This window comes from Mycolicibacterium nivoides, assembly GCF_003855255.1.
In the GTDB taxonomy this organism is placed as follows: domain Bacteria; phylum Actinomycetota; class Actinomycetes; order Mycobacteriales; family Mycobacteriaceae; genus Mycobacterium; species Mycobacterium nivoides.
On the sequence record NZ_CP034072.1, the window covers coordinates 3,675,765 to 3,694,770 of the forward strand.

Consider the following 19,006-nt stretch of genomic DNA (forward strand, 5'->3'; position numbering starts at 1 on the left):
AGGTGTCCATCGCCTTGATTGCCCGCGCTAAGACAATGACCACTACGACTGCCACGAACCCGAAGATCACCAGGCCGAGCATTAGAAGTCCCCCGGCTGCACTTGCAGGCACTTAAGGCCCAGCGACCGCCACAGGTTCACAACCTGGTCCCGGTCGTCCAGCACAAAGCGCACGTTGTACTTGCCGCGAATGTTCTGGTCGAACAGGTCGTACTTGACCAGGTAATCCGGCAGCTTGTTACCGTGCTCATCCTTAGCGCCGGTAGGCCGCATGTGCAGCTCGTCGTAAGGAATGGCGTTCTTCCACAACCATTCCTGAGTCGCCACCCGGCACGAGTCGTCCCGGCCCGACACGATCAGCACGTGGACACCGTTCGGACCGCCGTAGTAGTCCACCAGGCCGACCAGCCACCGAATCTGCTCATCAACCACGTCGGTGTGGACCTGCGTGTAGTCGAACGGCGACCGGCCCGCCATGTGCGCCACCGTGCCGTCGATATCAACGATGATGGCCTCCGGCAGACCCTCAATCCACTCGACCGGCTTAGGGTCGAACGACGGGGGAGCCTGAATATTCGGCCAGTTCTTAATCGGGTGACGCTTAGCCATCCGGTTAATCACTTCGGCACCCACCGAGCGCTCGCCAGCCTCGCCGCGCTTAAAGTCCCGCACGATGCAGTACGAAGCGGGAGTGAGCACGTCGACACGCTCGAAATTCGCGCCGTACATGCTCGCCATCTTCGCCCACTTACGCAGATAAGACGGCTCCAAGTGGGTAGCGTCGACCACCACGGAGATACCGGCCTTAAGCAGTGCGCTAACCTGCGCACGCTCAACTACCGTTACCTCATCCTCGCGCTCTTTCACGCCCGAGAAATACGTGCCATGAAGCATGTAGCGCAGATCGTCGCGGCATACAACAACCGCGCCGTTCTCATCAGCGATTTCACGCGCCCTGGTGGACTTACCAGAGCCGGGGTAACCCCGCATCGCCCATAAGGTCGTCATTCCGACCCCCTCTCTTGCTCGCTTTCAAGTACAACACGTGTACTCCGGAAACATGCGAAAGTGTCCGAAAAGTCGGACACCCTCACCTACCTCTGACGCGCTAGAACGTCTCTGACCTGCGCAAACGACTGCCGGCCTAGGAACTTTCCGTTCTCCCACACAGGACGGAGCAAGCTCGCCTTCTCGTCCTCAATCGTGGCGTTCTGCTTGAGCGCCAGATCGCCCCAGATGTTCTCCAACACCGACAACCGGCCCGTAGCGGACTTCTTGGTCCCGTCGTCGGTCACCGGATTCTTGAGCAGGTTGTAACCCTTGCCGTCGACCTCAGCCCACGTCGCTTTCATCGCGGACCCGAACGTGTCGCGGGTGTTGTACTGGTACGTGTACGACCCGACGCCAAACACCACGTTGGACGACGCGTAGCCCAGCTTCTCCATACGCGCAGTGATGCTCGCAGCGCGCTCAACCGTGATTGAGTCGCCGTAAATCACACCGACGTGCGGATCAAGCTCAATGAACCCGGCAGCGTTTTTCTTGCCGCCGAAGTGCTCGTAGAGCAGCCCCAGCACGCCCATCCACTCGTTAGAGGAAACTGGCGCGTCTGTATCGCCACAAATGATCTTCTCTGGATCGCCAGAGTCGGGCCGGATCACCAGCTTGCCGTCCCGCGCCATGATTTCCTTGCGCAGGGTCGGCAAATAAGTATTCAGCACGCGCCAAAGATCGAACGTGTCACTGACAACGCTAACGATGCCGGACGGGTACAGGTCCAGCAGCCGCTTAAACGTCTCAAGCTCCCCGACCGTCTCAATGCCGGTACACATAACCGAATGCTCGGTAGCCGGAACTGACCCCGCCACGTAATCGCCGCCGTAGTAGCGGTCGATCCAATCCAGCGACACCAGCGAGTCCGTACCGGTAAAGCTCAGCAGATGAGCCGCGCCCGACGCCGCCGCGCTCTCATGCGACGACATGCCCCGGTATGAGAAGTCATGGCACTGCCAGTCGACGCCCGCCAGGTCCGCACCGGTCCGCAGAGCCGCGCTCTCAAGCACCCGCCGGTACTGCTTAGCGATGGTCGCGCTCGTGCTGGCCTGCCACACCCCGGCGCTAAGGCCGGTCTCGATGTAGTTGGTCAGCCAGTAGAACGACTCGTGGGTGTTCTCCACCGTGAACGACGGCACCCCGATAGGCACTAGCGTCCCCTCAGGCACCGCGCAGAACCGCAGCGGCAGGAACCCCAGCCCATGCAACTGCCGAATATGGTCCGACCCAATCGAGTGGGCTACATCCGGCCCGAGAATCTGAGCAACGCGCTCCTCGTAAAGCGCTGCAACCTCATTCTCCTTAGCCGCGAAGAACGGTTCGAAAGCCTCCATCAGGTGCTTAGCGATGTAAGCCTGCAACCCGAAATGGACGACCTTATCGACGCCCGGCAGCCGAGACTTGCGGTTGGTGTAATTGGAGTAGACCCGCGTCACGTCGCCGCTAAGCGCGTACTGGTCGACGTGGCCCAGCTTGTACGCGTCCGTCTCGAATAGCGCCGCGACCGGCGCAAATTTCGTGCTCACCCTATCCCCTTAAGGTCAACCATTGCCTGGTGCATGTAGGTAAATGTCGGCACAATCGACGTAGCGACACCCACTCGGTTATGGCCGGGGTGAGAGTCTGTCGTCATAATGCGCCCGTAGTAATTGCGCAGATTGGTAGCGGCCCCAGAGAAGATGCCGTGGGTAACCCACAGGTCGATATTCTCCTTAGGGAGGAACGTGTCATGCGACAGCATTAGGAAAGTGCTACCGCCGTCGCAGATATCGTCAACTACCAGGTACTTCCCACTCTTGGGCAGGTTGGGCACCTTAATTTCGTAAATCTGGCCGGTGTCAAAGTCGCGGTCCTTCTCGGCCACATACAGGTCCAGCCCGTATTCCTTAGCGACCGCCTCGGCCCGATCCCTCGCGCCCTTATCTGGCGCGATGATGCCGTCATACCGCCAGTGCCCCTGGCTCTCTAACGCCCTATTCAGCAGGGGCAGAGGATCAAGCGGACAGATGTTCCTGACCAGCCGGTTAGCGACCGGCGAATGCGGGTCAATGACAATGACGTGCTCCGCATACGCGCAGTTGTTGATCATGTCCGCATACACCCGCAGACCGAACGGCGTCCCCCGGTCCGCGCGGGCAGCCGGAAGGTACGGCAGGAACAACACGAACGCCTGGCCCTGTTGCGCAGCGTGGTCGGCCAGCAACAGCGCGGTTACCAGGTCGTCCGTACTCGCGCCCCGAACGTCCGCAATCCACGTCACGCCCTCCAAGTCCAGAGGCGACAACATGTTCTTAAGGTGCAGCTCCCCGCCGGGGAACTTGAACGGCTCCGCAGCCGCGTTAATGGTGCCTAGTTTCTCCGCATAGACCTTTAGATGAACGGCCACTTGCCCCCCAGCCCTAGAAACTTGGAAATGTTGTAGACCAGGTGTGACTTAGCAAGCTCGTCCACGGTCTCGTCGTCCAGCACTTCCCCTATCGGGTTCTCGTAGTCCTCGTCAGAATTAGTCACGCGGGTAGTCCTCCTCGTCGTCGTAACCGCCCTCGCAGCGCTCACAAGCACCGTGGCGGCATCCATAAGTCGACTGGCCGCAACCTGAACAGCGGTCTCTAACTGGCGTAAACGTGCTCACTCGGGTACCTCCATTGCCCCGCCGCGAATACCTCGATTACCTGTTCACGCTCAGCCCACTTAGCGCACTCGTTAAACACCGGACACTTGTCACACAAGAGCCGCATTTCAACGTGGTCACGCCAGCTAAGCGTTTCGACCCGACCGGTAAAACGGTCGTCGTTATCGCAAACCGCCTCGTCTTGCCAACGCAGCGGCTTACCTTCCATCAGGGCCTTAATATCAACGCTCACGTGATCCTCTGGTAGTGGCCCTCGAAATTCAGAGCCAGATCGCCCATTCGGCCATTCCGGTTCTTACCGATGATCATTTGGATAATGCCGGGATCGTCCTCGTCGTTATGCAACAGGAGAACCACGTCGCTATCCTGCTCAATCGCTCCCGACTCGCGGAGGTCCGCAATAGTCGGCGCACGCGGCTTACCGTCCTTAACGGGACCGCGATTCAACTGCGCACACTGGACCATCGCCACGTTAAGCTCACGCGCCGCAATCTTTAGCGACCGCGACATGTGCGACACCTGCTGCTCGCGCGAAACCTTGCTATCGGACGGCTTAACCAATTGCAGGTAGTCAACGACTACGACGCCCAGGTTTCCGATTGCCCGACAGTGAGCCACGATCTGCTCCGTGGTGATCGTTGCCCGGTCCACGACCTGTAGCGGAATGGCGTCGTTCAGCTTAATGAAATTGTCGATCTTCTCGCGGTCCGTAAGGTCCAAGTCCTTACGCATGATCTTTGAGAAGTCGACGCTCGACCCGGCAGCCATCAACCGCGAAGTAACCTCGTCGGTCGACATTTCCAGCGTGAAGAATGCGGACGGGAAACCCCAAAAGGCTGCATTGCTCGCTAGCTGCAATGCAGCGACACTCTTTCCGACGCCCGGCCTGGCGGCAATGGTGTAGAGCCTGCCGCGCTGTAGCCCACCGTTCAGGCGTGCATTGAGCGCTTCCCAAGGTGTCTTGATATAGCCCTCTGCGGTTGTCTGCCAGTGTTCCCAGGACGCGATCATTTGCCCGAACTCGAGCGCCCGGTCGTCCGGCTCGTGTTCCTGGCGGAAGAACTTCTCACCCTCCCCCATCAGGCAGGCAACGTCGTCGGTCGTCGTGGTCTCGGCGTAGGCCAGTTGCTTAAGCCGGTTGCCCAGCTCAGCCATGCGCCGGAGCTTGGCCTTGTCGAGAACCATCCGCGCGTACGCCTCGGCGTTAGTAGCAGTAGGCGTGTTCTCCATGCAGGTCAGAAGGTACGGTGCCCCGCCGATCCTGCGGAGCTGGCCGCGCGTCTCTAGTTCCTTAGCGACGGTCATTGCGTCGACAGCCTCACCGGCTGCCAGCAGGCCCATCGCCGCCGCAAAGATATCGGCGTGGATCGGACGGTAAAAGTCCTCGACCGTGATTAACGTCGAAAGCGTGTTAAGCGCCTTAGACGACAAGAGCAGCGACCCAATAACGCACTGCTCGGCAGTCTGATCATTAGGTGGCTGTGCCTCAGTCAAGCTGCAACCCTTCCACGGAGTTCATTCAGCCAATCCCGTTTAGCGCGGTCCATCCAAACCCGACGCTCACTCACGTCAAGGCCATCCGGCGGAACGGGAGGCGAGAAGATATATCCGTAAGCCTTAAGCGGCGAAACCTGCCCCGTCTTAAGGCACTCAGTGATCGTGTTCCTAAGTGTGGCCGCGCGCTGCGCCTCTTTCTGCGCCTCACTAACCAAGCTGGGCAGAATGCCCGGCCCGAAGTCCTTAGCGAGCCAGAGGTTAAGCGCACGTTCCAAAATTTCTGGGTCGATACCCTCACGCAGCAGCTCAGCCGTCTTTTTGACTAGCTGTTGCCGGATAGCGAACGGGTGGGATTCCGGAATTACCTTCCGGACCAGCTTGCCCGCCTCGGTGTTCGGCTCAACGTCGTCGTTCCAGTGCTCGTAGTCGTTGAACTGAATGCCGATGAACTCGCCGTCCTTATCGACCCTGCGCCAAAGCCTGGCTTTCACCAGTGCGTTAGCCTCGTCGCGTGTTCCCAGCTCTAGGGCCACATCGCGCGGGACGAACCCGCCGGATCGGTTATCCCGAGTCCACGCGTTGGCTTTGACCCAAAGGCCAAGCGCAGCGTTACCGGCCTGCTTAGCCTTTGGGTGGTCCCAGAACTTCCGGTGGATTTTCCCGAAGTCGCTCATCCCAGCGGGAGGCCCCCGAAGCCGATGCCGCCGGTCGACGGGTCCAGGTGGATACCGCCGCCCAGGTCGATACCGATACCGCCCTTAGGGCTGATAACGAAGCCTGAGCCGGAGTCGCCGGAGCTGGTGCCAGAGTCGGTGCTGATCCCGTTCTCAGCGCTCGGCTGGCACGCGGTCATAGCTAAAGCCGTCCCGAATGCTGCCAGGAGCACCTTGAGGTTTCTCGACATGCTGAATCCCTCCATCGTTGGTTAAGAGAACCCACGTCGACCCCCGCCAAAGCAGGGGAATCTCAGCAGGGTTTTGCCAAGGGCGCACATGCCAGCCCTGCGTTTCCGCTTGGGCTGGGTGGTGCTCAATCCATCCGTGGCAGCCGGTCGTACCGTGACCGCACACCAGGACGCAGTTTTCAGCCGTCCACAAGCCGCCCTGAGAGCGTTTGAGGCGATGGTGAAGGGTGAGGTTGCCCCACCGGGTACATCGCTCACAGAAGCCCTCAGAGCGGACCTTGAGTAGACGGCGGCATTTCGCCTCAGACAAGGGCTAGGACGAACAGGATGAACACGACGGTCCAAACCACCGCCCACACTTGGGAGTCATCCATTACCACTCACCCCTGCCTGCATTCGCATACGCCTGACGCACCGAAGCGCCCACCGAACGAATAGCGTCCAACTTCGAGCTAAGCGCCCGGTTGTTGTCCTTCGCGTACTCGTAAGCGACAGCCCACGCGTCCCGCTCATCTTCGGCGGTCATGACTTCATCAACGATGTTCGCCGCGACCTTTTTCTCAGTCTGCGGACCCTTATGGGCCATGAACGCCCGAGCGTAAGCACGCTTATATGCGCGCTCCGTTTCTAGCTTCTTCTCGTGAGAATCCCGCGCCGTGATAATCCCTGCCGAGATATCGTTAACGGTCGCTAAGATGTCCTGCTCTACGGAGACCGGATTGTACTCACTCAACGTTCCCCCTTACTTGACGAACTCAACCGGCAAAGGAATGCGCAAAGCCAGCGCGATAGCTACGCGGTGGTGCCCATCCCAAACCCGCTTATCGGGGCCAACCGAAACCGGTTTAGTGATTCCACCCGACGAGACAACCTCGTCAAGCAGCGCCAAGGTACGTGCCTGGTCTGCCGTCCAGAGGTATTGCAGCTCGTTAGGCCAGCCGTGGTCGCTATCGCCGGGCTGGTAAATGCCGATGAACGTGTCCGCATCGAACACCTGAGATTTGACATCGCTCAAAGCGCCTGCCTCGGTTCCAGATTCCAGAACCGGCGCGAGTCCCCGTAATCAAGACAGCCCTCGCACACCAGCTTGTGATCGTGCGAACCGACCGCGAACTCAGCCTCCTTAACGAAGCAAAGCTCACACGGAACCACGATGCCCTGTGGAGCGTCGACCAGCTCCACAGGGATACCTGCAATCGTGTTGTTGAACATTAGACGGTGACCGCCCCTGTCTCTAGAAGGTTCGTAAACGCCGTGACCTCTTCGGCAGTGGCGTCCTTAAGCTCCCGACCCTTGTTGTGCTCCGCGAACTTGTTAGCGATGCCGTTCAAGTCCCAGCTCTTAGCGGTCGCCAGCTCACGCAGCTTCGCGCGGGCCGTAGCGGAATCCGCGTTCCCGACCGGCGCGGGAGGCTGCATCCGCGCGGCGGTAGCCGGAGTGGCCCGCTCATGCGACTCAGCGTCAGGGTCCGGATCGTCCGTAGGAATCATCAGCGATTGCAGCAGGAACGTCCGCAGCGCGACCGATTCGGCCTTAGTCATCGACTTATCGCCGGAGTCGGCAGCTTCGCCGTACGCCTTACCGTCGAAGTAGTCACCGGCAGGCCCATACACACGGAAACCCATTTCCACGGTCCGGTTACACATCTGACCGCCCTTAGCGGTCTGGTAACGCTCCGCGTCATGAGCGCGCGCCTGAGGAACAACCGTCACGCCATGCGCGCGCAGCGCCGGGCCAACCGCATTCATTACCGCGTCGATGCCACGGAAATTGAACTTCTGGCCCTGGTTGTACGAATCCTTGCGAATGGACTGCACGTCCCGCATGACGAGGTTCCACGCCTCAAAGACGGTGGGGACCTCGGACTTGTCCCACTGGGGAGCGTTCTTAAGCTCCTCCTCAAGGGACTCGATCTTGGCGTCGGACTCCGCTAGCGCGGTCTCCAACTCAGCTTTGGTTGCGGTCAACTACGCCCCGTTCTTTGCCTTGGCCCACACCACGGACTGACGACCACTCGCCAGCCGCTTACGCGCGCCGGTATCCACCACAAGCCCCTGCCGCACCAGCTCAGACCGACGAGTCCGCAGACCCGAAGGCGACTGAGGCAGCACCGCGCCCCACTTGGACCGGTTGTAAACCCGCGCGATATCCGTATCGGTACCGCCCTTACGCAACCGGCCCAGCGCCTTAAGCACTGCTTTCTGCGACTCCCGCAGATAGTCCTTATCCAGCGACGCGTACGCCGCCAAGCTGGTCTCCCGGCTACCACTGATAACGGTCAAGGCTCAACTCCTTAAGCTCTGAATCCTTAGAATTGAAAACGCGGCGCGTAGCCTCGACTTGCTTACCGAGCATCGCCGCCTGCAAACCCAGCTCAAGGTCAACCCAATAGAACTTGACCTGAGGGTTCTTAGTCATGATTGGGAAATGAACCATCACTCCCCACTTGTCATTGATCTGGTTATGCAGCGGAGTCCGAGTGTTCGTCTCCTGGTCGTAACGCAGACCCGTCCCATAAGCCGCCAACTGGCACGTCACACCCATAGGGCGCTTAGCGTCCCAGCGGCCCGTCTTAAGGTCGCCCACGACGACAAGCTCTTGGTTGTGCTTAACGCCGTCCGGCGTGGTGATCCCCGGCGGCAACGCCATGAGGTAATCGACCGACCCGCACAGTTCCAGCTTGTCGTTAACGATCAGCATTTCCTGATCAATGAACTCGATAGGCTCAACCGCTTTGTCGTACTGCGCGAGCGGGGCCTTAAGGTGCTCCTGAACTACGCGTGGCGTTTCGCCCTTATTGCGAAGCTCACCGAGCTTATGGAACTCAGTGCCAGCGCTAGCAGCAGTGTGCTGACCGGCAGTGTTACGCGCTTGCTCAACAGCAGCTTTAAGCCGCTCTTTGCCGGAGCGGGTGCCGCCGTCGTCTCCCTTGTACCAGGGGTCGGCGTCGTACTCGTTGATAAGCGTTGCGACCTCTGAGCGCGCGGAGGCGTCCAAGAGGATGCCAACGGCTGCCTGACAGGCTGCCCAGTCGATAAGCCCATCTTTGGTGTCGAGACCTTTGCCCGCACCGGACGCCCGGCTATATCCCTTGGCGTCTTTGGAGTACCACCAGCGCTTTTGCTTTCCATCGCGCCCCCTGCCTTCGCGCCATTCCCCCGTTAGCGGACCCTGGAAGTCCGGTGGGTAAACCATCGGACGGTCCCAGTAGTCGCGCTTTACTTGATAATCAGTGATTAATCCTCGCTAACCTTCGGCGGGAACCGGACAAACCCGGCAGCGCGCTTCCACGGCTTGCAGGCCGCGATTCCCTTAACGATTCCCTGAGGGCCGTACTGGTCGACCAGAAGCCAACCATCCAGCGTCTTGACGTACATGTCGAAACATGGACCAGCGCCACAGCCGCAATCAGGTTCGTAATCCTTGCGATAAACAGTGCCGACTTTAGCCATCTTTGTGTTCCTTAACTCCGTAGCTAATCCAACGACCCGGCCCGTAACACAGGTACGAATCGGTAAGCATGATGGTCAGCGACCCCGCCGCACTTTCCTGCGGCAGAGTCTTTGATACAAAGTCGAACTTCTGTCCATCGTTAAGTAGGACGCTGACAAGATTCTTTGACGGCATCACCATGCGTCGATCTTCTGCGTCCAGCCAGTGACCTTGCCCCGGTCGGCGTCCGGACCATTTTCGAGGTAATCCTTAAACCCCCGCTTAACGATCTGGCCACGCGGCTGGGGGCGCGACTTACCGCGCTGAATACGCGACCGGTACGGCCTCACCAGGACGAACGAATCGCCGCTGCCCAAGCCCTCACGGAACCCGCCGAAACGGTGCGCGCGGATAGACCGGCGGTTAGGCACCCGGTAGAACTTCTCCGGCAGCGTCTCGCCCCGCTTCTTAGCCTGCGCCTCTTTGTAGCGAAGAATCGCCTCGCTAACGCTAACCGGCATCCTTAACCTCCAAGACGGTCGGGAACATCGAGAAGAACCCGTTACGCAGCCCGCCAACCTTGAGGTCGTAGGACTTGCCCTCTTCGAGCTTGGCCCACAGGTCGTAGCTGTTCATGTGGCCGACCTCGATAGCGTCCTCAACGTCGAACGCCCCGCACGTGGTGCTAATGCGCTTAGTGCGCTTAGTGGCACCCTCGCTGTCGCTGCCGTACAGCATGTCCTTTGACTGGACCTTGCAGCCGCGCTCCCAGTGCTGATTCTGGGTGGCACACCCGACCAGCGACAACGCGCCGACGAGCATTGCGGCGACGATTCCCTTACGCATTTTTCTTCTCCCCCTTACGGGCTTTCACAAGCTCCGTCTTGCCGGTCCGACCGGCTTTCTTGCGCGCCTCGGCGCTGTAGGTGATCAGCGCGTTTCCGTTGGGCGCGGACATTGGTCCAGGCATGTAAGTCCTCCCTCAAGGCAACAAAAAACCGCCCCCGGTTAGTCAGCTAGACTGGACCGGGAGCGGTATTGCGCGGCGGAACTGGTCACATTTGTTATCTATTCAGTGGAAGATGTTTTAGTTGCTGTTAGTGACCACAGCCGCTTAACTGGACTCCGTTTTTTGCATACGCGCTCTGCCCTTAAGCTACAGCGACACAGGGCCGCTACTGGGACTCGAACCCAGACCTCGCCATTAACAGTGGAAGCGTTGTAATTGCTGTAGGAGTCCACACGTTTTAACTGGACGCATTTCTTTGTTATCCGCAACAGTTTTAATTGCTGTTAGCGTCCACAAGTTTTACGATACCGGGCGGCACCCGGCATTCGGAAACATTAGGAACCGTAAACGTTGATCTGCGAGTACCGCTCGCTATTGATCACGTCATTTACCAGCTCACGAGGCGTCTTACCCTCCACAGCCATGCCGAAAGTCGTAGCCGCCAAGCCAGACACCAGCGTCACGTTCCCGTCAAGGATCGTGGCCGGGAGCTGATCATGGCGCGCGTTGACGTTCCAGAACACAACGTGCGGCAGCTCAAGGCCCGCCCTCTGGAAGTCCAGCTTGGCCGACTCAAACACGCTCAGGTCGGCGCGGTTGAGCGCCTGATTGAACTGCATGTCCGACACGACGTAGAGCGTGGCCGGGACGGTGCCCGACTGCTTACCGGCCCGCAGGATCGCCTTGAACGCCGCCTCCAAGTCCGTCGACCCACACCAGCCAGTCGAGTGCTCGATAGCGTGAAGCTTCTGCTCCAACGTCTTACCGGTCACCTGCACCAGCTCCGGCGTAGAGGCAAACGTCATGAAGTAGCCCTTATACGGCCCTGTGTTGCGCTCTGCGAAGTACAAAGCCAGCGACACAGACACGGACATAGGCCGACCCCACATGGACCCTGAAACGTCCGCCAGAACGATCGCGTCCTGGCCGGGGCGCGTGTAGTCCGGCAGGTTGTTCCAGAGCGTGTTAGCCGCAGCCGCATCGCCGCCCCGCACCATGTCGTACAGCTCGTACGGATACAGGGTCGACGTGTTCACCTTGGCCTCGCCACGGTCAACCGCGTCTAGGAACGCCTGGTACCGCTCACCGTCGTTGCGCCGGAACGCCTTAACGTGCTTACGGTGCGCCTGCGCCGGGAGCTTGCTGTAGTCGACGTTCGCGTAAACGCCCTCCGACATAGCGTGCTCAAGCAGGTCGATACGACCCCGCAGCGCGCTAAGCGTCTGGCGGTACTCACGCTGAGTCAGACCCAGCATTTCGCGGACCTCGATAGCCAACTCCAAGTTGGACCGGCTCTTATCGGACGGCAGCCACTTAGCCAACAGTGACACCTTCTCGCCACGCTCGTAGGCCGCAACGTCGGCGGTCCACTGCGCAGTGATCAGGTCGCGGATCGGCCCCCAATTGACTGGCCCAGCGGCGAACAAGTCGTCCCAACGCCCGTACGTCGGAATGTGCTCAACGACGCGCGACAGCTTGGCTGCCGACAAGGCACCCAGCCGCTTAATGCCCGCGCGGAACACGTCACGCTCCCCCTGGCCCCCGCGCACATCACGCAGATAGAACAGGGTCCGCACCGCAGCCTGCGGGTCAACGCGGAACGCCTTCTCAAACAGATCAGCGCTCGCCTCGGCGCGGTCACGCATAGCGCCCGCCAAACCGAAGTAATCGACCACTGGATCAAGCGACGACTTATGCGCCTTATCGCCGTTCTCCGTGCGAGTCGTGTTGAGCTGGCCGCTTAGGCTCTGCAAAAACGTCGTCATTAGTTCTCCTTAAGGGCAAGTCGTAGTGTCATCGTGTTTCATCACGAATTTCAGCGAGGGTGGGAAACCTGCCGCGCTCCTTACGGAAGTAATGAAGCGCGGACAGGTTCCGCCAAACGAAATTGATCATGCGTCGAGTAGCGCCCTAATGTTCCCGGCCACCTTGAGCGCCTTGTCGTGCTCTACCTCATGCTCCTTAGCGGCGTTCCGCGCCTGCGCCGCGAGCATGTTCTGAAACGAAACCTGCTCGGCCTGGTCGTTGGCGTGCGCCTCAAGCTCCGCGAGCGTGTCGCTCAGCCCCGCCGTGATAGAAGCCACGGACTTAGGGGCGACGAATACGGGCGCAGCCTTTTTGAACAGCGCCATCAGAAGATATTCCCGAAGCTCGCCAGCATCCCATCCAGAATGGGCAGGCCGGTCAGGGTCGCGGGGCCAGCCTTAGCGAAGGCATCCCCGAGAGCGACGACGAGCGGCAGCACGGACTTGAGGGCCGCGTATTCCTGCGCGGTGCCGATGACGATGGTCTCCCGGTCGTCGCTCAGCATCATGTAGTCGCCCGCCTTGATATCGACGGTGCCGTCCTCGTCAACCAGCCGGACGTGCGACAGCGAGCCGTCCGCCTCAAAGTAGGACTTGACGATGGTCCGCTTACCAAGCGTCTCGCCGCTCACCGACGCCAGCAGGGACACGGCGTGCATGTTGCGCCCGGTGACCTTAACGCCGACCGGCAGGTCCGCGCCGGGGATCAATTGCTCGACACCCGGTTGCTTGAACAGGGACTTTTTGGACATGTTTTTCCTTAGGTTTCATGAAAGGGTTTAGGTTGCGCGTGCGTTAATCACCCCTAGATATGCGCGCCCCATCTAGGGAGGGTTAGTTAGGCGAGGAACGCCAATCCGATCAGGACGCCGATAATGACACCAACGCAGATCAGTAGAAAGCGCCTATCGCCCGGTGTAATGCGGCTAAGCATTAGCGACCGGTCGCGCCAACGCCCGCCACAATGGGCGACGGGTACGGGTTCAGGCCACGCGCGATAGCCTCACGCTTGGCGGCGATTTCCTGCGCGTCAAGGTAAGCCTCAACGGACGGGTAACCGCGCACCTCAGCCTGACGCTTAAGCGCCTCCTGCTCAGCCACCTTGGTCTGAGCCTCAGCGGCCTTAACATCCGCGTCAGCCTTAGCCTCCGCAGCCTCAGCGTCAGCAACGCCCTTCGCCTTAGTCGCGTTGGCCTGAGCGATGGCCTGCTGTTCCGCAATGATCGCGGACTTGAGGTTAGGGTCAACCGGGTCAGGCTTCATCACCGTCACCTGAAAGTTGGTGAAGTAGTCGACGCCGTTAGTACGGTCCCGCGACACCTTAGGCAGCGTCTCGCGCAGCGCGTTCTGGAACTCGACGCGCACGGCCTCGTCGTTCCAAATCTTGCGCCACTCATACTTCTGCGCAATCGACACCAACGTGTTCTGCAACGGCTGGCCGACGACGTAATTCAGCAGGTCTTTCCAGCCCTGCGAAGTGGTGCCGTCATCGTTAAGCCAGCCCTGGTACTTGGTACCGAAGTCCCGATGGAACTGCTTAAGCAGCTCACAGTCCGACGTGAGGTCGAACGTCACCGTCACCGGCACCTTAAGCTCAGCCGGAGCCGCCGCATTGGACACGACGACGGTGGCCGGGGCCTCCGAACCTTGCGCGTCCAGAGCGTCGTAGCTGATCTGCCGCGCCGGGTACATGTACGCCTTGAACCCGCCGATGGGATTAAACTCGTTCGTTTCCGGCTTCATGCAGCCCTCGACGGTCGGGTCGGTCGGAATGAACGCGTAGTCCTCCACCTTGACCGCAGTCACGCCAGCCGGGACGGAAGTAGAGCACGCAACAACGGGAAGAACGGCAGCCGCCGCCAGGGCGATAGCCGCCACTTTCTTACGATTCAACGTAAGGGTTCCTTTCTAAAGGGATTTGTTTTTAAGGCACAACAAAGCCCCCACCAACCGGAGTCAGTGGGGGCTTAGTTGGGAAGTGCGGTTAGTAGGTCAGCGAGCCGTCCTCGATACCGGCCTTGAGCTGCGCCTGGTCGGTCTCGTCCAGCGCCTTCCACTCCTTCATGAAAGCGCCAGCCGACGTGAAACCGAAGAACTCCATGATCTTCTTCATTTTGGTGCGATTACCTTTCTTAGAGGGTGACCCTGAGTTACAGGATCGGGGTGACGCGAAGCATGTCGTTAAGGCGCTGGTAATACGCCTCGTCTTGCTCCGACAGGTGGCGCTTAGCGAGCGCCCGCGCATGTTCCCGGCGCTCCTGCCGGGTGAGGTACTGCAACGGGTCGTTAGCTCGCCTGAGGCGACGGTCCAATACGGCGTTTCGCAACCACTGAATCGTCGCCACGATCACCAGGCCGATTACCGCCAGTAGCAGAACTGCTGCTAGTAACCTCACGGTTCTTTAACCTCTCGTCAAGCTCAGGCGCTTTGAACCCGAGCGAGTTAAGTTCCGCCTCCAAACCCCGGCGGATATCCAACTTTTCCCGCGCCTCCTGCGCCGCGCGGAAAGACCTAACGCCGATAAGCCCGGCCAACTCGGAATCAATCTCAGCGATGACTTCGAGAATGTCGTTACGCTCCGCTAGCCGTTCACTCGCCTTCATGGCGCGCCGCCTTAAGGAAGGCCACCCACCAGCGCTTATCGCGGCTGGACATGTCCCGATAGAGAACCTGATTGCTGCGACCACACGCCTCGTTGGCCTTGCGGATAGCGAAGTCGATAGCACCGCCGTACTCCCGGTCCTCCTGTTCAAGGAGGTAGCGCTTAGCTTGGAAGATGTCTGCTAAGCGTTGCGCGCATACCTGACGCTCCCGCTCCAACTCGTCCGGATCGGATGGCAACCAAACGTTGGTCCCCTTGACCGACAAGTTGCCGTCGGGTGAAAGGACAACCTCCCGTGCAAGGTCAGTCATCGTCGTCATCCTGCGTCCCTCCGGTGATGAAATGGGTGTTCTTAGCCATCGTGGTTTCGTCCTTATCCAGGCCACGGCACAACGTGTAACCGCCGCCCTCGTGACGCGCCAAGGACTGATAAGCGCGGTGGTAATGGCCGTGGTAGAACTCCACCGGCTTAACCGTGTCCACGACCTGCTGGATGCGAGCGCGGTGCTCCTCGGCCTTAAGCAAGTCCACCTGCGGAACCCGGCGCTTAAGACCACCGATGTTCAGGTAAATAGCCCTACCGGGCACGATGCCGGGAATGGTGACGTTCGTCGGCGCATCGTGGGCAACGATGATGTCGACCTTGCCGGGCCGCATGGCGTACTCAAGCTGGTCGTCCTGCAACCACTCGCCCGGCCACCAGGTTTCACCCTCCGTCGACCAGCTCCGGTCGACCGAATGAGCGCCACCCAGCGCCATCCACGTATCGCCCCACCACTTCCACCGGAAGCCACGCGGCAAGTGCGTGATGCTTGAGTAAGACATGGTGGTCAGCGGATACGACCCCGGCTTGTTGAACTGGTGCCAAAAGGCGTGGTCCTCGTGATTGCCGTCGACCCACAGAAGGTCAATGCCGGTCGTCTTAAGCTCTTTGTCGACCTCAGCGAGGAACTGGAACGTCCGCTCAATCGGTGCCCACCAGCCGAAGTCGCCAACGTGCAGAATCGTGTCTGCGCCGTTCGCCTTAGCGAAGTGGATCGCCTTGAACGCCCACGGCAGATTGCCGTGCCAGTCCCCGGCCAGCATTAGCTTCTCAGGCTGCCTCAAGTCCGATTGCAGCGTGATCGCCTCCGGCATAGCGTGCCTTTCGTTCGGCCCCCCGACCACACGTCGGAAGGATGCCCTTTTCGGATGCGTATTCGTGAAGGTGAAGCTGGTACTCCTCGGAGTAGGAGGCTCCACATTCCAGCGGGCAAATAAACTGCTTCGCCACTTTCTGAACTCCTCGCAGTCATCACGGTACAGCGCCTGTACCTTTGGTGTCAACTCATTCACGCCAATCCCGCATATTCCAGGGTTCGACGCGCTGCCCATGTTTCGCAGCCTCTGCGCGTTCGTTGCCTGCCGTAATCTTTCGTTTCGACCCGCCAACACAGCCGGGCAAGTTCTTACCCAAAACCACTTCGCCCCGTACCCGCATACGGTCGGAGTTAAAGTGGAACTGGATTCCGCGCCGCTTAGCTAAGGCGCTTAGTGCTCGCGTGAAGTTGACGGGAATGTCGTGGTCGCGCGGACCGCCATGCTCAAGCGCGTCTGACAGCCATTCGTCAAGCTCGCGTTCTTTCTCCCGGCTCACGCTCCGCAGTCGTGGCCCGGTGGGTTCACCCAGATAGATAACCGCCATAGCGCGCCCTTTCGTGGTGATGTGGTGATCGGTGGTTAAGAGAATGGCCGGGAGGGAGCGCAAACAAGGCAGCGCGAACGCCACACCCTTACGTCCCGCGCCCAAGCACTAATGCCCGTTAGTGCCGTGCGCCTCAACCTCCCGGCCCAGTGCGATACCCCAGAATCGAACTGGGATGCTCCGACCCGTAGATAAGGTCACGGACCCCGCCAGAGCGTTTTCATGCGGTCACCCTCAGGTGCCAACCGCGTATCGCTACCCCGCACGTCTCCGGCTGCCTCATATATAGAGGGGACCGGTTCATTGTGCGGACGTACTCATGCTGACTTACTTGCAGGCGAACCACTCTGCCGTCTGGACACTGAACACAGACGCTCCGGCAACGGAGTTACTTCGTATAGGTCAACAGATAGAACTAGGTACTTCTACAATGTGCAGCTGATTTGTTTAGTCAGCCTCAGGTGCTTAGCTGAAATCTAAATGAGAGTCGCGTCGGCCATCGCAATAGCGATAATCCACGAATCCCCGTTATCGGCAGCAGCTTGGACCTTAGCGATCCATAGCCGCTGGTATTCGTTAGGTTCTGCGATGCCCCAATGTAGCCAGGGCAGTTCAGCAAGTGTGTAGGTGTTAAAGAGGGCAATTTCCCATTTGGCGACGGGAAGTCCGAGACGTTCCAAGACGTGACCGAAGAAGCAGCAAGGCTCTCCGTACTCGTAGTAACCCTTACCGGTGTTACGTGCGAGTGGATTCAACATTGCGACCTTTCGCGCTTCGTTGATCACGTCTCGGAACTTTCTCATCCCCTCCCCCTCTACTAATAACTCTACGTAGTTTTCGGGGGATATGGAAACAATAGAACCGAGTTTCTGTACGGGCGCTGTACTCATGCGTGCCACGCCGCGAACAGATCATTAAGGACGATGGCACCCAGCAGGATCAGCGCCGCCAGAGACAGCGCGGCCAGCAGGTTATCCCTAACGGCCTTCTCGGACATAGACGCCTTTACCCTCCGCGTAACGGATAGCGGCGAGGAATGCAGCCTCAACGTCCGCCCACTTTCGGCCATGTGCATCGTTGAAACGAATGACGACGGACATATCGGGCATGTCTGCCGGGTATGGATGCCCACCTTTGCGGGTTCGGATTGCGTAGGCGAGGTACTTAACGCCGGGCGAGTCCGTGGGGAACGCATAGCCGAATGCCCCAAGAGCACAGCACTGGCCTGTTGTGACATCGTGAAACTTTCCACGGTTCCATCCGTCCTTTCTTAGCCGCTCTAACGCGGCCTTAAGTTCTTCGACAGCTTCGGTATCGGGTTCGATGCGGGTTCTAGTCACTGGTCAAGCTCCCAAGGCAGGTCGTTAGCGAAACGCTCAAGCTCTTTCACCGGGAACAGCACCTTTGAGCCGTGCTTCTTCGCCAGCAGCTTTCCGGCCAAGCGCAGCCGGTCAATCTCAGGAACGGATAGGGACAGCATTCGTGCGGCTTCTGGGCGAGTGACAAGCAATCTGTCAGGTTCATCGGACAGAAGCGGTGTGGCGGCAGTCATCCGGCTAGCCGGACAGTTTTGCGCCGCCCGGTCCCGCTACCCGGCTCCGTGACAATGCGGTTCAACGGGACGCGGAAGTGTCCGGCCATCTTCGCCAGCATCGTCATACTCGGCTCACCGGACCAGTCGTCATCGAACGTGCGGTACACGGTGGAACGCGCTACACCCAGCGTGTTTGCAAGCTCGGTGCGCGTCAGAATGTCGTGGTTATGCAGGAGATTCTGCACGGCGTCGGGAATCCAGCGAATTGTGTGGGCTGAGGTTTGGGAGGTTGTCGGCGTCACGGTTTGAACCATACACAGTCCGGTCCGATCCGGAAGTGTTTTGTCCGACGAATCGGACAAAATTACAGCCGTGTAAGACCGTCTTTGCTGGTCAGCCGGGTTGACACTTGTCCCGTAAGTCGGACAAGATGATCGGCATGTCGGCCAGAGATGAAGACAATGACCTGATCGTTGTAGTGAGCTACCTGCTTAAACGGCAGGTGCGTATGCAAGAGGCGCTGAGCGCGCTGGGCATGTCCCGTTCCACCTATTACGAGCAGCGGGACAAGGGCGTGCTCAACAGCATTCCCAACCTCATGGCGGTCGCTGAGCACTTCGGCCTAGACAAGGTTGATCTGTTGGTGCGCTTCGGCCACCTGTCCAAGACGGACCTGATCGACTTTCTAGAGCGGGAGGGTGAAGTCATAGCCGACGTGAGCGATGCGACGTTGGACCCTCCGGTGCTAACGACAGTGAGGAGACGGACCAGAAGCCGACTTAGCCGCCCCCAGGCACGCACCGATATTCCGCCTCTGTAATGCGTGTTTTACGGGAGTTTGCCGGGAGGGAAA

General features: G+C 59.5%; 31 protein-coding genes. 1 reads left to right on the forward strand and 30 read right to left on the reverse strand.

Annotated features, from left to right (window positions below; genetic code table 11):
- Window positions 1-81: 81 nt before the first annotated feature.
- The 30 genes from EH231_RS17990 to EH231_RS18135 all read right to left on the reverse strand — a co-directional run bounded on the left by EH231_RS17990 (window position 82) and on the right by EH231_RS18135 (window position 18,467).
- A complete protein-coding gene (locus EH231_RS17990; protein ID WP_124712975.1) occupies window positions 82-1,008 on the reverse strand; it encodes a phosphatase domain-containing protein in 927 nt (308 codons plus the stop codon).
- Window positions 1,009-1,094: 86 nt separating this feature from the next.
- Window positions 1,095-2,579, reverse strand: coding sequence for a nicotinate phosphoribosyltransferase (locus tag EH231_RS17995; protein WP_124712976.1), 1,485 nt, complete (start codon window positions 2,577-2,579; stop codon window positions 1,095-1,097).
- On the reverse strand, window positions 2,576-3,439 hold the full coding sequence (locus EH231_RS18000) for a phosphoribosyltransferase family protein (RefSeq protein WP_124712977.1): 864 nt from the start codon (window positions 3,437-3,439) through the stop codon (window positions 2,576-2,578). The genes EH231_RS17995 and EH231_RS18000 overlap by 4 nt, the downstream gene beginning before the upstream one ends.
- The gene (locus EH231_RS18005; RefSeq protein ID WP_164481212.1) at window positions 3,424-3,564 is read right to left on the reverse strand and encodes a hypothetical protein; all 141 of its coding nucleotides are present in this window, start codon (window positions 3,562-3,564) and stop codon (window positions 3,424-3,426) included. The genes EH231_RS18000 and EH231_RS18005 overlap by 16 nt, the downstream gene beginning before the upstream one ends.
- 98 nt (window positions 3,565-3,662) lie before the next feature.
- Window positions 3,663-3,893 (reverse strand): WhiB family transcriptional regulator, encoded by a 231-nt coding sequence (locus tag EH231_RS34810; RefSeq protein ID WP_420891975.1) that lies wholly within the window; start codon window positions 3,891-3,893, stop codon window positions 3,663-3,665.
- 20 nt (window positions 3,894-3,913) lie between these two features.
- Entirely contained in the window at window positions 3,914-5,179 is a 1,266-nt protein-coding gene (locus tag EH231_RS18015) for a replicative DNA helicase (protein ID WP_124712980.1), read from the reverse strand.
- Entirely contained in the window at window positions 5,176-5,856 is a 681-nt protein-coding gene (locus EH231_RS18020; RefSeq protein ID WP_124712981.1) for a hypothetical protein, read from the reverse strand. Before EH231_RS18020 ends, EH231_RS18015 begins: the two co-directional genes overlap by 4 nt.
- Window positions 5,853-6,086 (reverse strand): hypothetical protein, encoded by a 234-nt coding sequence (locus EH231_RS18025; RefSeq protein WP_124712982.1) that lies wholly within the window; start codon window positions 6,084-6,086, stop codon window positions 5,853-5,855. Before EH231_RS18025 ends, EH231_RS18020 begins: the two co-directional genes overlap by 4 nt.
- A gap of 373 nt (window positions 6,087-6,459) precedes the next feature.
- Window positions 6,460-6,819 carry a hypothetical protein gene (locus EH231_RS18035; RefSeq protein ID WP_124712984.1) on the reverse strand — a complete coding sequence of 120 codons (360 nt, stop codon included), beginning with the start codon at window positions 6,817-6,819 and terminating at the stop codon, window positions 6,460-6,462.
- 9 nt (window positions 6,820-6,828) lie between these two features.
- Window positions 6,829-7,101, reverse strand: a complete 273-nt coding sequence (locus EH231_RS18040) for a ParB N-terminal domain-containing protein (RefSeq protein ID WP_124712985.1) — start codon at window positions 7,099-7,101, stop codon at window positions 6,829-6,831.
- Window positions 7,102-7,297: 196 nt separating this feature from the next.
- The gene (locus tag EH231_RS18050; RefSeq protein WP_124712987.1) at window positions 7,298-8,053 is read right to left on the reverse strand and encodes an ERF family protein; all 756 of its coding nucleotides are present in this window, start codon (window positions 8,051-8,053) and stop codon (window positions 7,298-7,300) included.
- On the reverse strand, window positions 8,054-8,368 hold the full coding sequence (locus EH231_RS18055; RefSeq protein ID WP_124712988.1) for a hypothetical protein: 315 nt from the start codon (window positions 8,366-8,368) through the stop codon (window positions 8,054-8,056).
- Window positions 8,349-9,281, reverse strand: a complete 933-nt coding sequence (locus tag EH231_RS18060; protein ID WP_124712989.1) for a hypothetical protein — start codon at window positions 9,279-9,281, stop codon at window positions 8,349-8,351. The genes EH231_RS18055 and EH231_RS18060 overlap by 20 nt, the downstream gene beginning before the upstream one ends.
- Before the next feature lie 41 nt (window positions 9,282-9,322).
- Window positions 9,323-9,538, reverse strand: a complete 216-nt coding sequence (locus tag EH231_RS18065) for a hypothetical protein (RefSeq protein ID WP_124712990.1) — start codon at window positions 9,536-9,538, stop codon at window positions 9,323-9,325.
- 174 nt (window positions 9,539-9,712) lie between these two features.
- Window positions 9,713-10,039, reverse strand: coding sequence for a hypothetical protein (locus EH231_RS18070; protein ID WP_124712991.1), 327 nt, complete (start codon window positions 10,037-10,039; stop codon window positions 9,713-9,715).
- Window positions 10,029-10,364, reverse strand: a complete 336-nt coding sequence (locus EH231_RS18075) for a hypothetical protein (RefSeq protein WP_124712992.1) — start codon at window positions 10,362-10,364, stop codon at window positions 10,029-10,031. The genes EH231_RS18070 and EH231_RS18075 overlap by 11 nt, the downstream gene beginning before the upstream one ends.
- Window positions 10,357-10,488: a hypothetical protein gene (locus EH231_RS34620; RefSeq protein ID WP_277425607.1), complete on the reverse strand. Its 132-nt coding sequence runs from the start codon at window positions 10,486-10,488 to the stop codon at window positions 10,357-10,359. The genes EH231_RS18075 and EH231_RS34620 overlap by 8 nt, the downstream gene beginning before the upstream one ends.
- Before the next feature lie 374 nt (window positions 10,489-10,862).
- A complete protein-coding gene (locus tag EH231_RS18080; protein WP_124712993.1) occupies window positions 10,863-12,293 on the reverse strand; it encodes a DUF2828 family protein in 1,431 nt (476 codons plus the stop codon).
- A gap of 126 nt (window positions 12,294-12,419) precedes the next feature.
- On the reverse strand, window positions 12,420-12,659 hold the full coding sequence (locus tag EH231_RS18085) for a hypothetical protein (protein ID WP_124712994.1): 240 nt from the start codon (window positions 12,657-12,659) through the stop codon (window positions 12,420-12,422).
- The gene (locus EH231_RS18090; protein WP_124712995.1) at window positions 12,659-13,084 is read right to left on the reverse strand and encodes a hypothetical protein; all 426 of its coding nucleotides are present in this window, start codon (window positions 13,082-13,084) and stop codon (window positions 12,659-12,661) included. The genes EH231_RS18085 and EH231_RS18090 overlap by 1 nt, the downstream gene beginning before the upstream one ends.
- Window positions 13,085-13,265: 181 nt before the next feature.
- On the reverse strand, window positions 13,266-14,210 hold the full coding sequence (locus EH231_RS18095; protein ID WP_241177761.1) for a membrane protease subunit, stomatin/prohibitin: 945 nt from the start codon (window positions 14,208-14,210) through the stop codon (window positions 13,266-13,268).
- A 106-nt stretch (window positions 14,211-14,316) separates the two neighbouring features.
- Window positions 14,317-14,445, reverse strand: coding sequence for a hypothetical protein (locus EH231_RS34625; RefSeq protein ID WP_277425608.1), 129 nt, complete (start codon window positions 14,443-14,445; stop codon window positions 14,317-14,319).
- A 37-nt stretch (window positions 14,446-14,482) separates the two neighbouring features.
- Window positions 14,483-14,728, reverse strand: a complete 246-nt coding sequence (locus EH231_RS33920) for a hypothetical protein (RefSeq protein WP_164480708.1) — start codon at window positions 14,726-14,728, stop codon at window positions 14,483-14,485.
- 194 nt (window positions 14,729-14,922) lie between these two features.
- Window positions 14,923-15,246, reverse strand: a complete 324-nt coding sequence (locus tag EH231_RS18105) for a hypothetical protein (RefSeq protein WP_206429593.1) — start codon at window positions 15,244-15,246, stop codon at window positions 14,923-14,925.
- Window positions 15,239-16,072 carry a metallophosphoesterase family protein gene (locus EH231_RS18110; RefSeq protein ID WP_206429594.1) on the reverse strand — a complete coding sequence of 278 codons (834 nt, stop codon included), beginning with the start codon at window positions 16,070-16,072 and terminating at the stop codon, window positions 15,239-15,241. The genes EH231_RS18105 and EH231_RS18110 overlap by 8 nt, the downstream gene beginning before the upstream one ends.
- Before the next feature lie 190 nt (window positions 16,073-16,262).
- Complete coding sequence (locus tag EH231_RS18115; protein WP_124713000.1) at window positions 16,263-16,619, reverse strand: hypothetical protein; 357 nt, start codon at window positions 16,617-16,619, stop codon at window positions 16,263-16,265.
- Between the two features lie 476 nt (window positions 16,620-17,095).
- Window positions 17,096-17,404, reverse strand: coding sequence for a hypothetical protein (locus EH231_RS18120; protein WP_206429595.1), 309 nt, complete (start codon window positions 17,402-17,404; stop codon window positions 17,096-17,098).
- A 192-nt stretch (window positions 17,405-17,596) separates the two neighbouring features.
- Window positions 17,597-17,959 carry a DUF6197 family protein gene (locus EH231_RS34815; protein ID WP_124713002.1) on the reverse strand — a complete coding sequence of 121 codons (363 nt, stop codon included), beginning with the start codon at window positions 17,957-17,959 and terminating at the stop codon, window positions 17,597-17,599.
- Window positions 17,956-18,171 (reverse strand): helix-turn-helix domain-containing protein, encoded by a 216-nt coding sequence (locus EH231_RS18130; RefSeq protein ID WP_124713003.1) that lies wholly within the window; start codon window positions 18,169-18,171, stop codon window positions 17,956-17,958. Before EH231_RS18130 ends, EH231_RS34815 begins: the two co-directional genes overlap by 4 nt.
- Entirely contained in the window at window positions 18,168-18,467 is a 300-nt protein-coding gene (locus EH231_RS18135; RefSeq protein WP_206429596.1) for a helix-turn-helix domain-containing protein, read from the reverse strand. Before EH231_RS18135 ends, EH231_RS18130 begins: the two co-directional genes overlap by 4 nt.
- Window positions 18,468-18,592: 125 nt before the next feature.
- Here EH231_RS18135 and EH231_RS18140 point away from each other — a divergent pair, with 125 nt between their 5' ends.
- On the forward strand, window positions 18,593-18,973 hold the full coding sequence (locus EH231_RS18140) for a hypothetical protein (RefSeq protein WP_206429597.1): 381 nt from the start codon (window positions 18,593-18,595) through the stop codon (window positions 18,971-18,973).
- The last annotated feature ends 33 nt before the right edge of the window (window positions 18,974-19,006 follow it).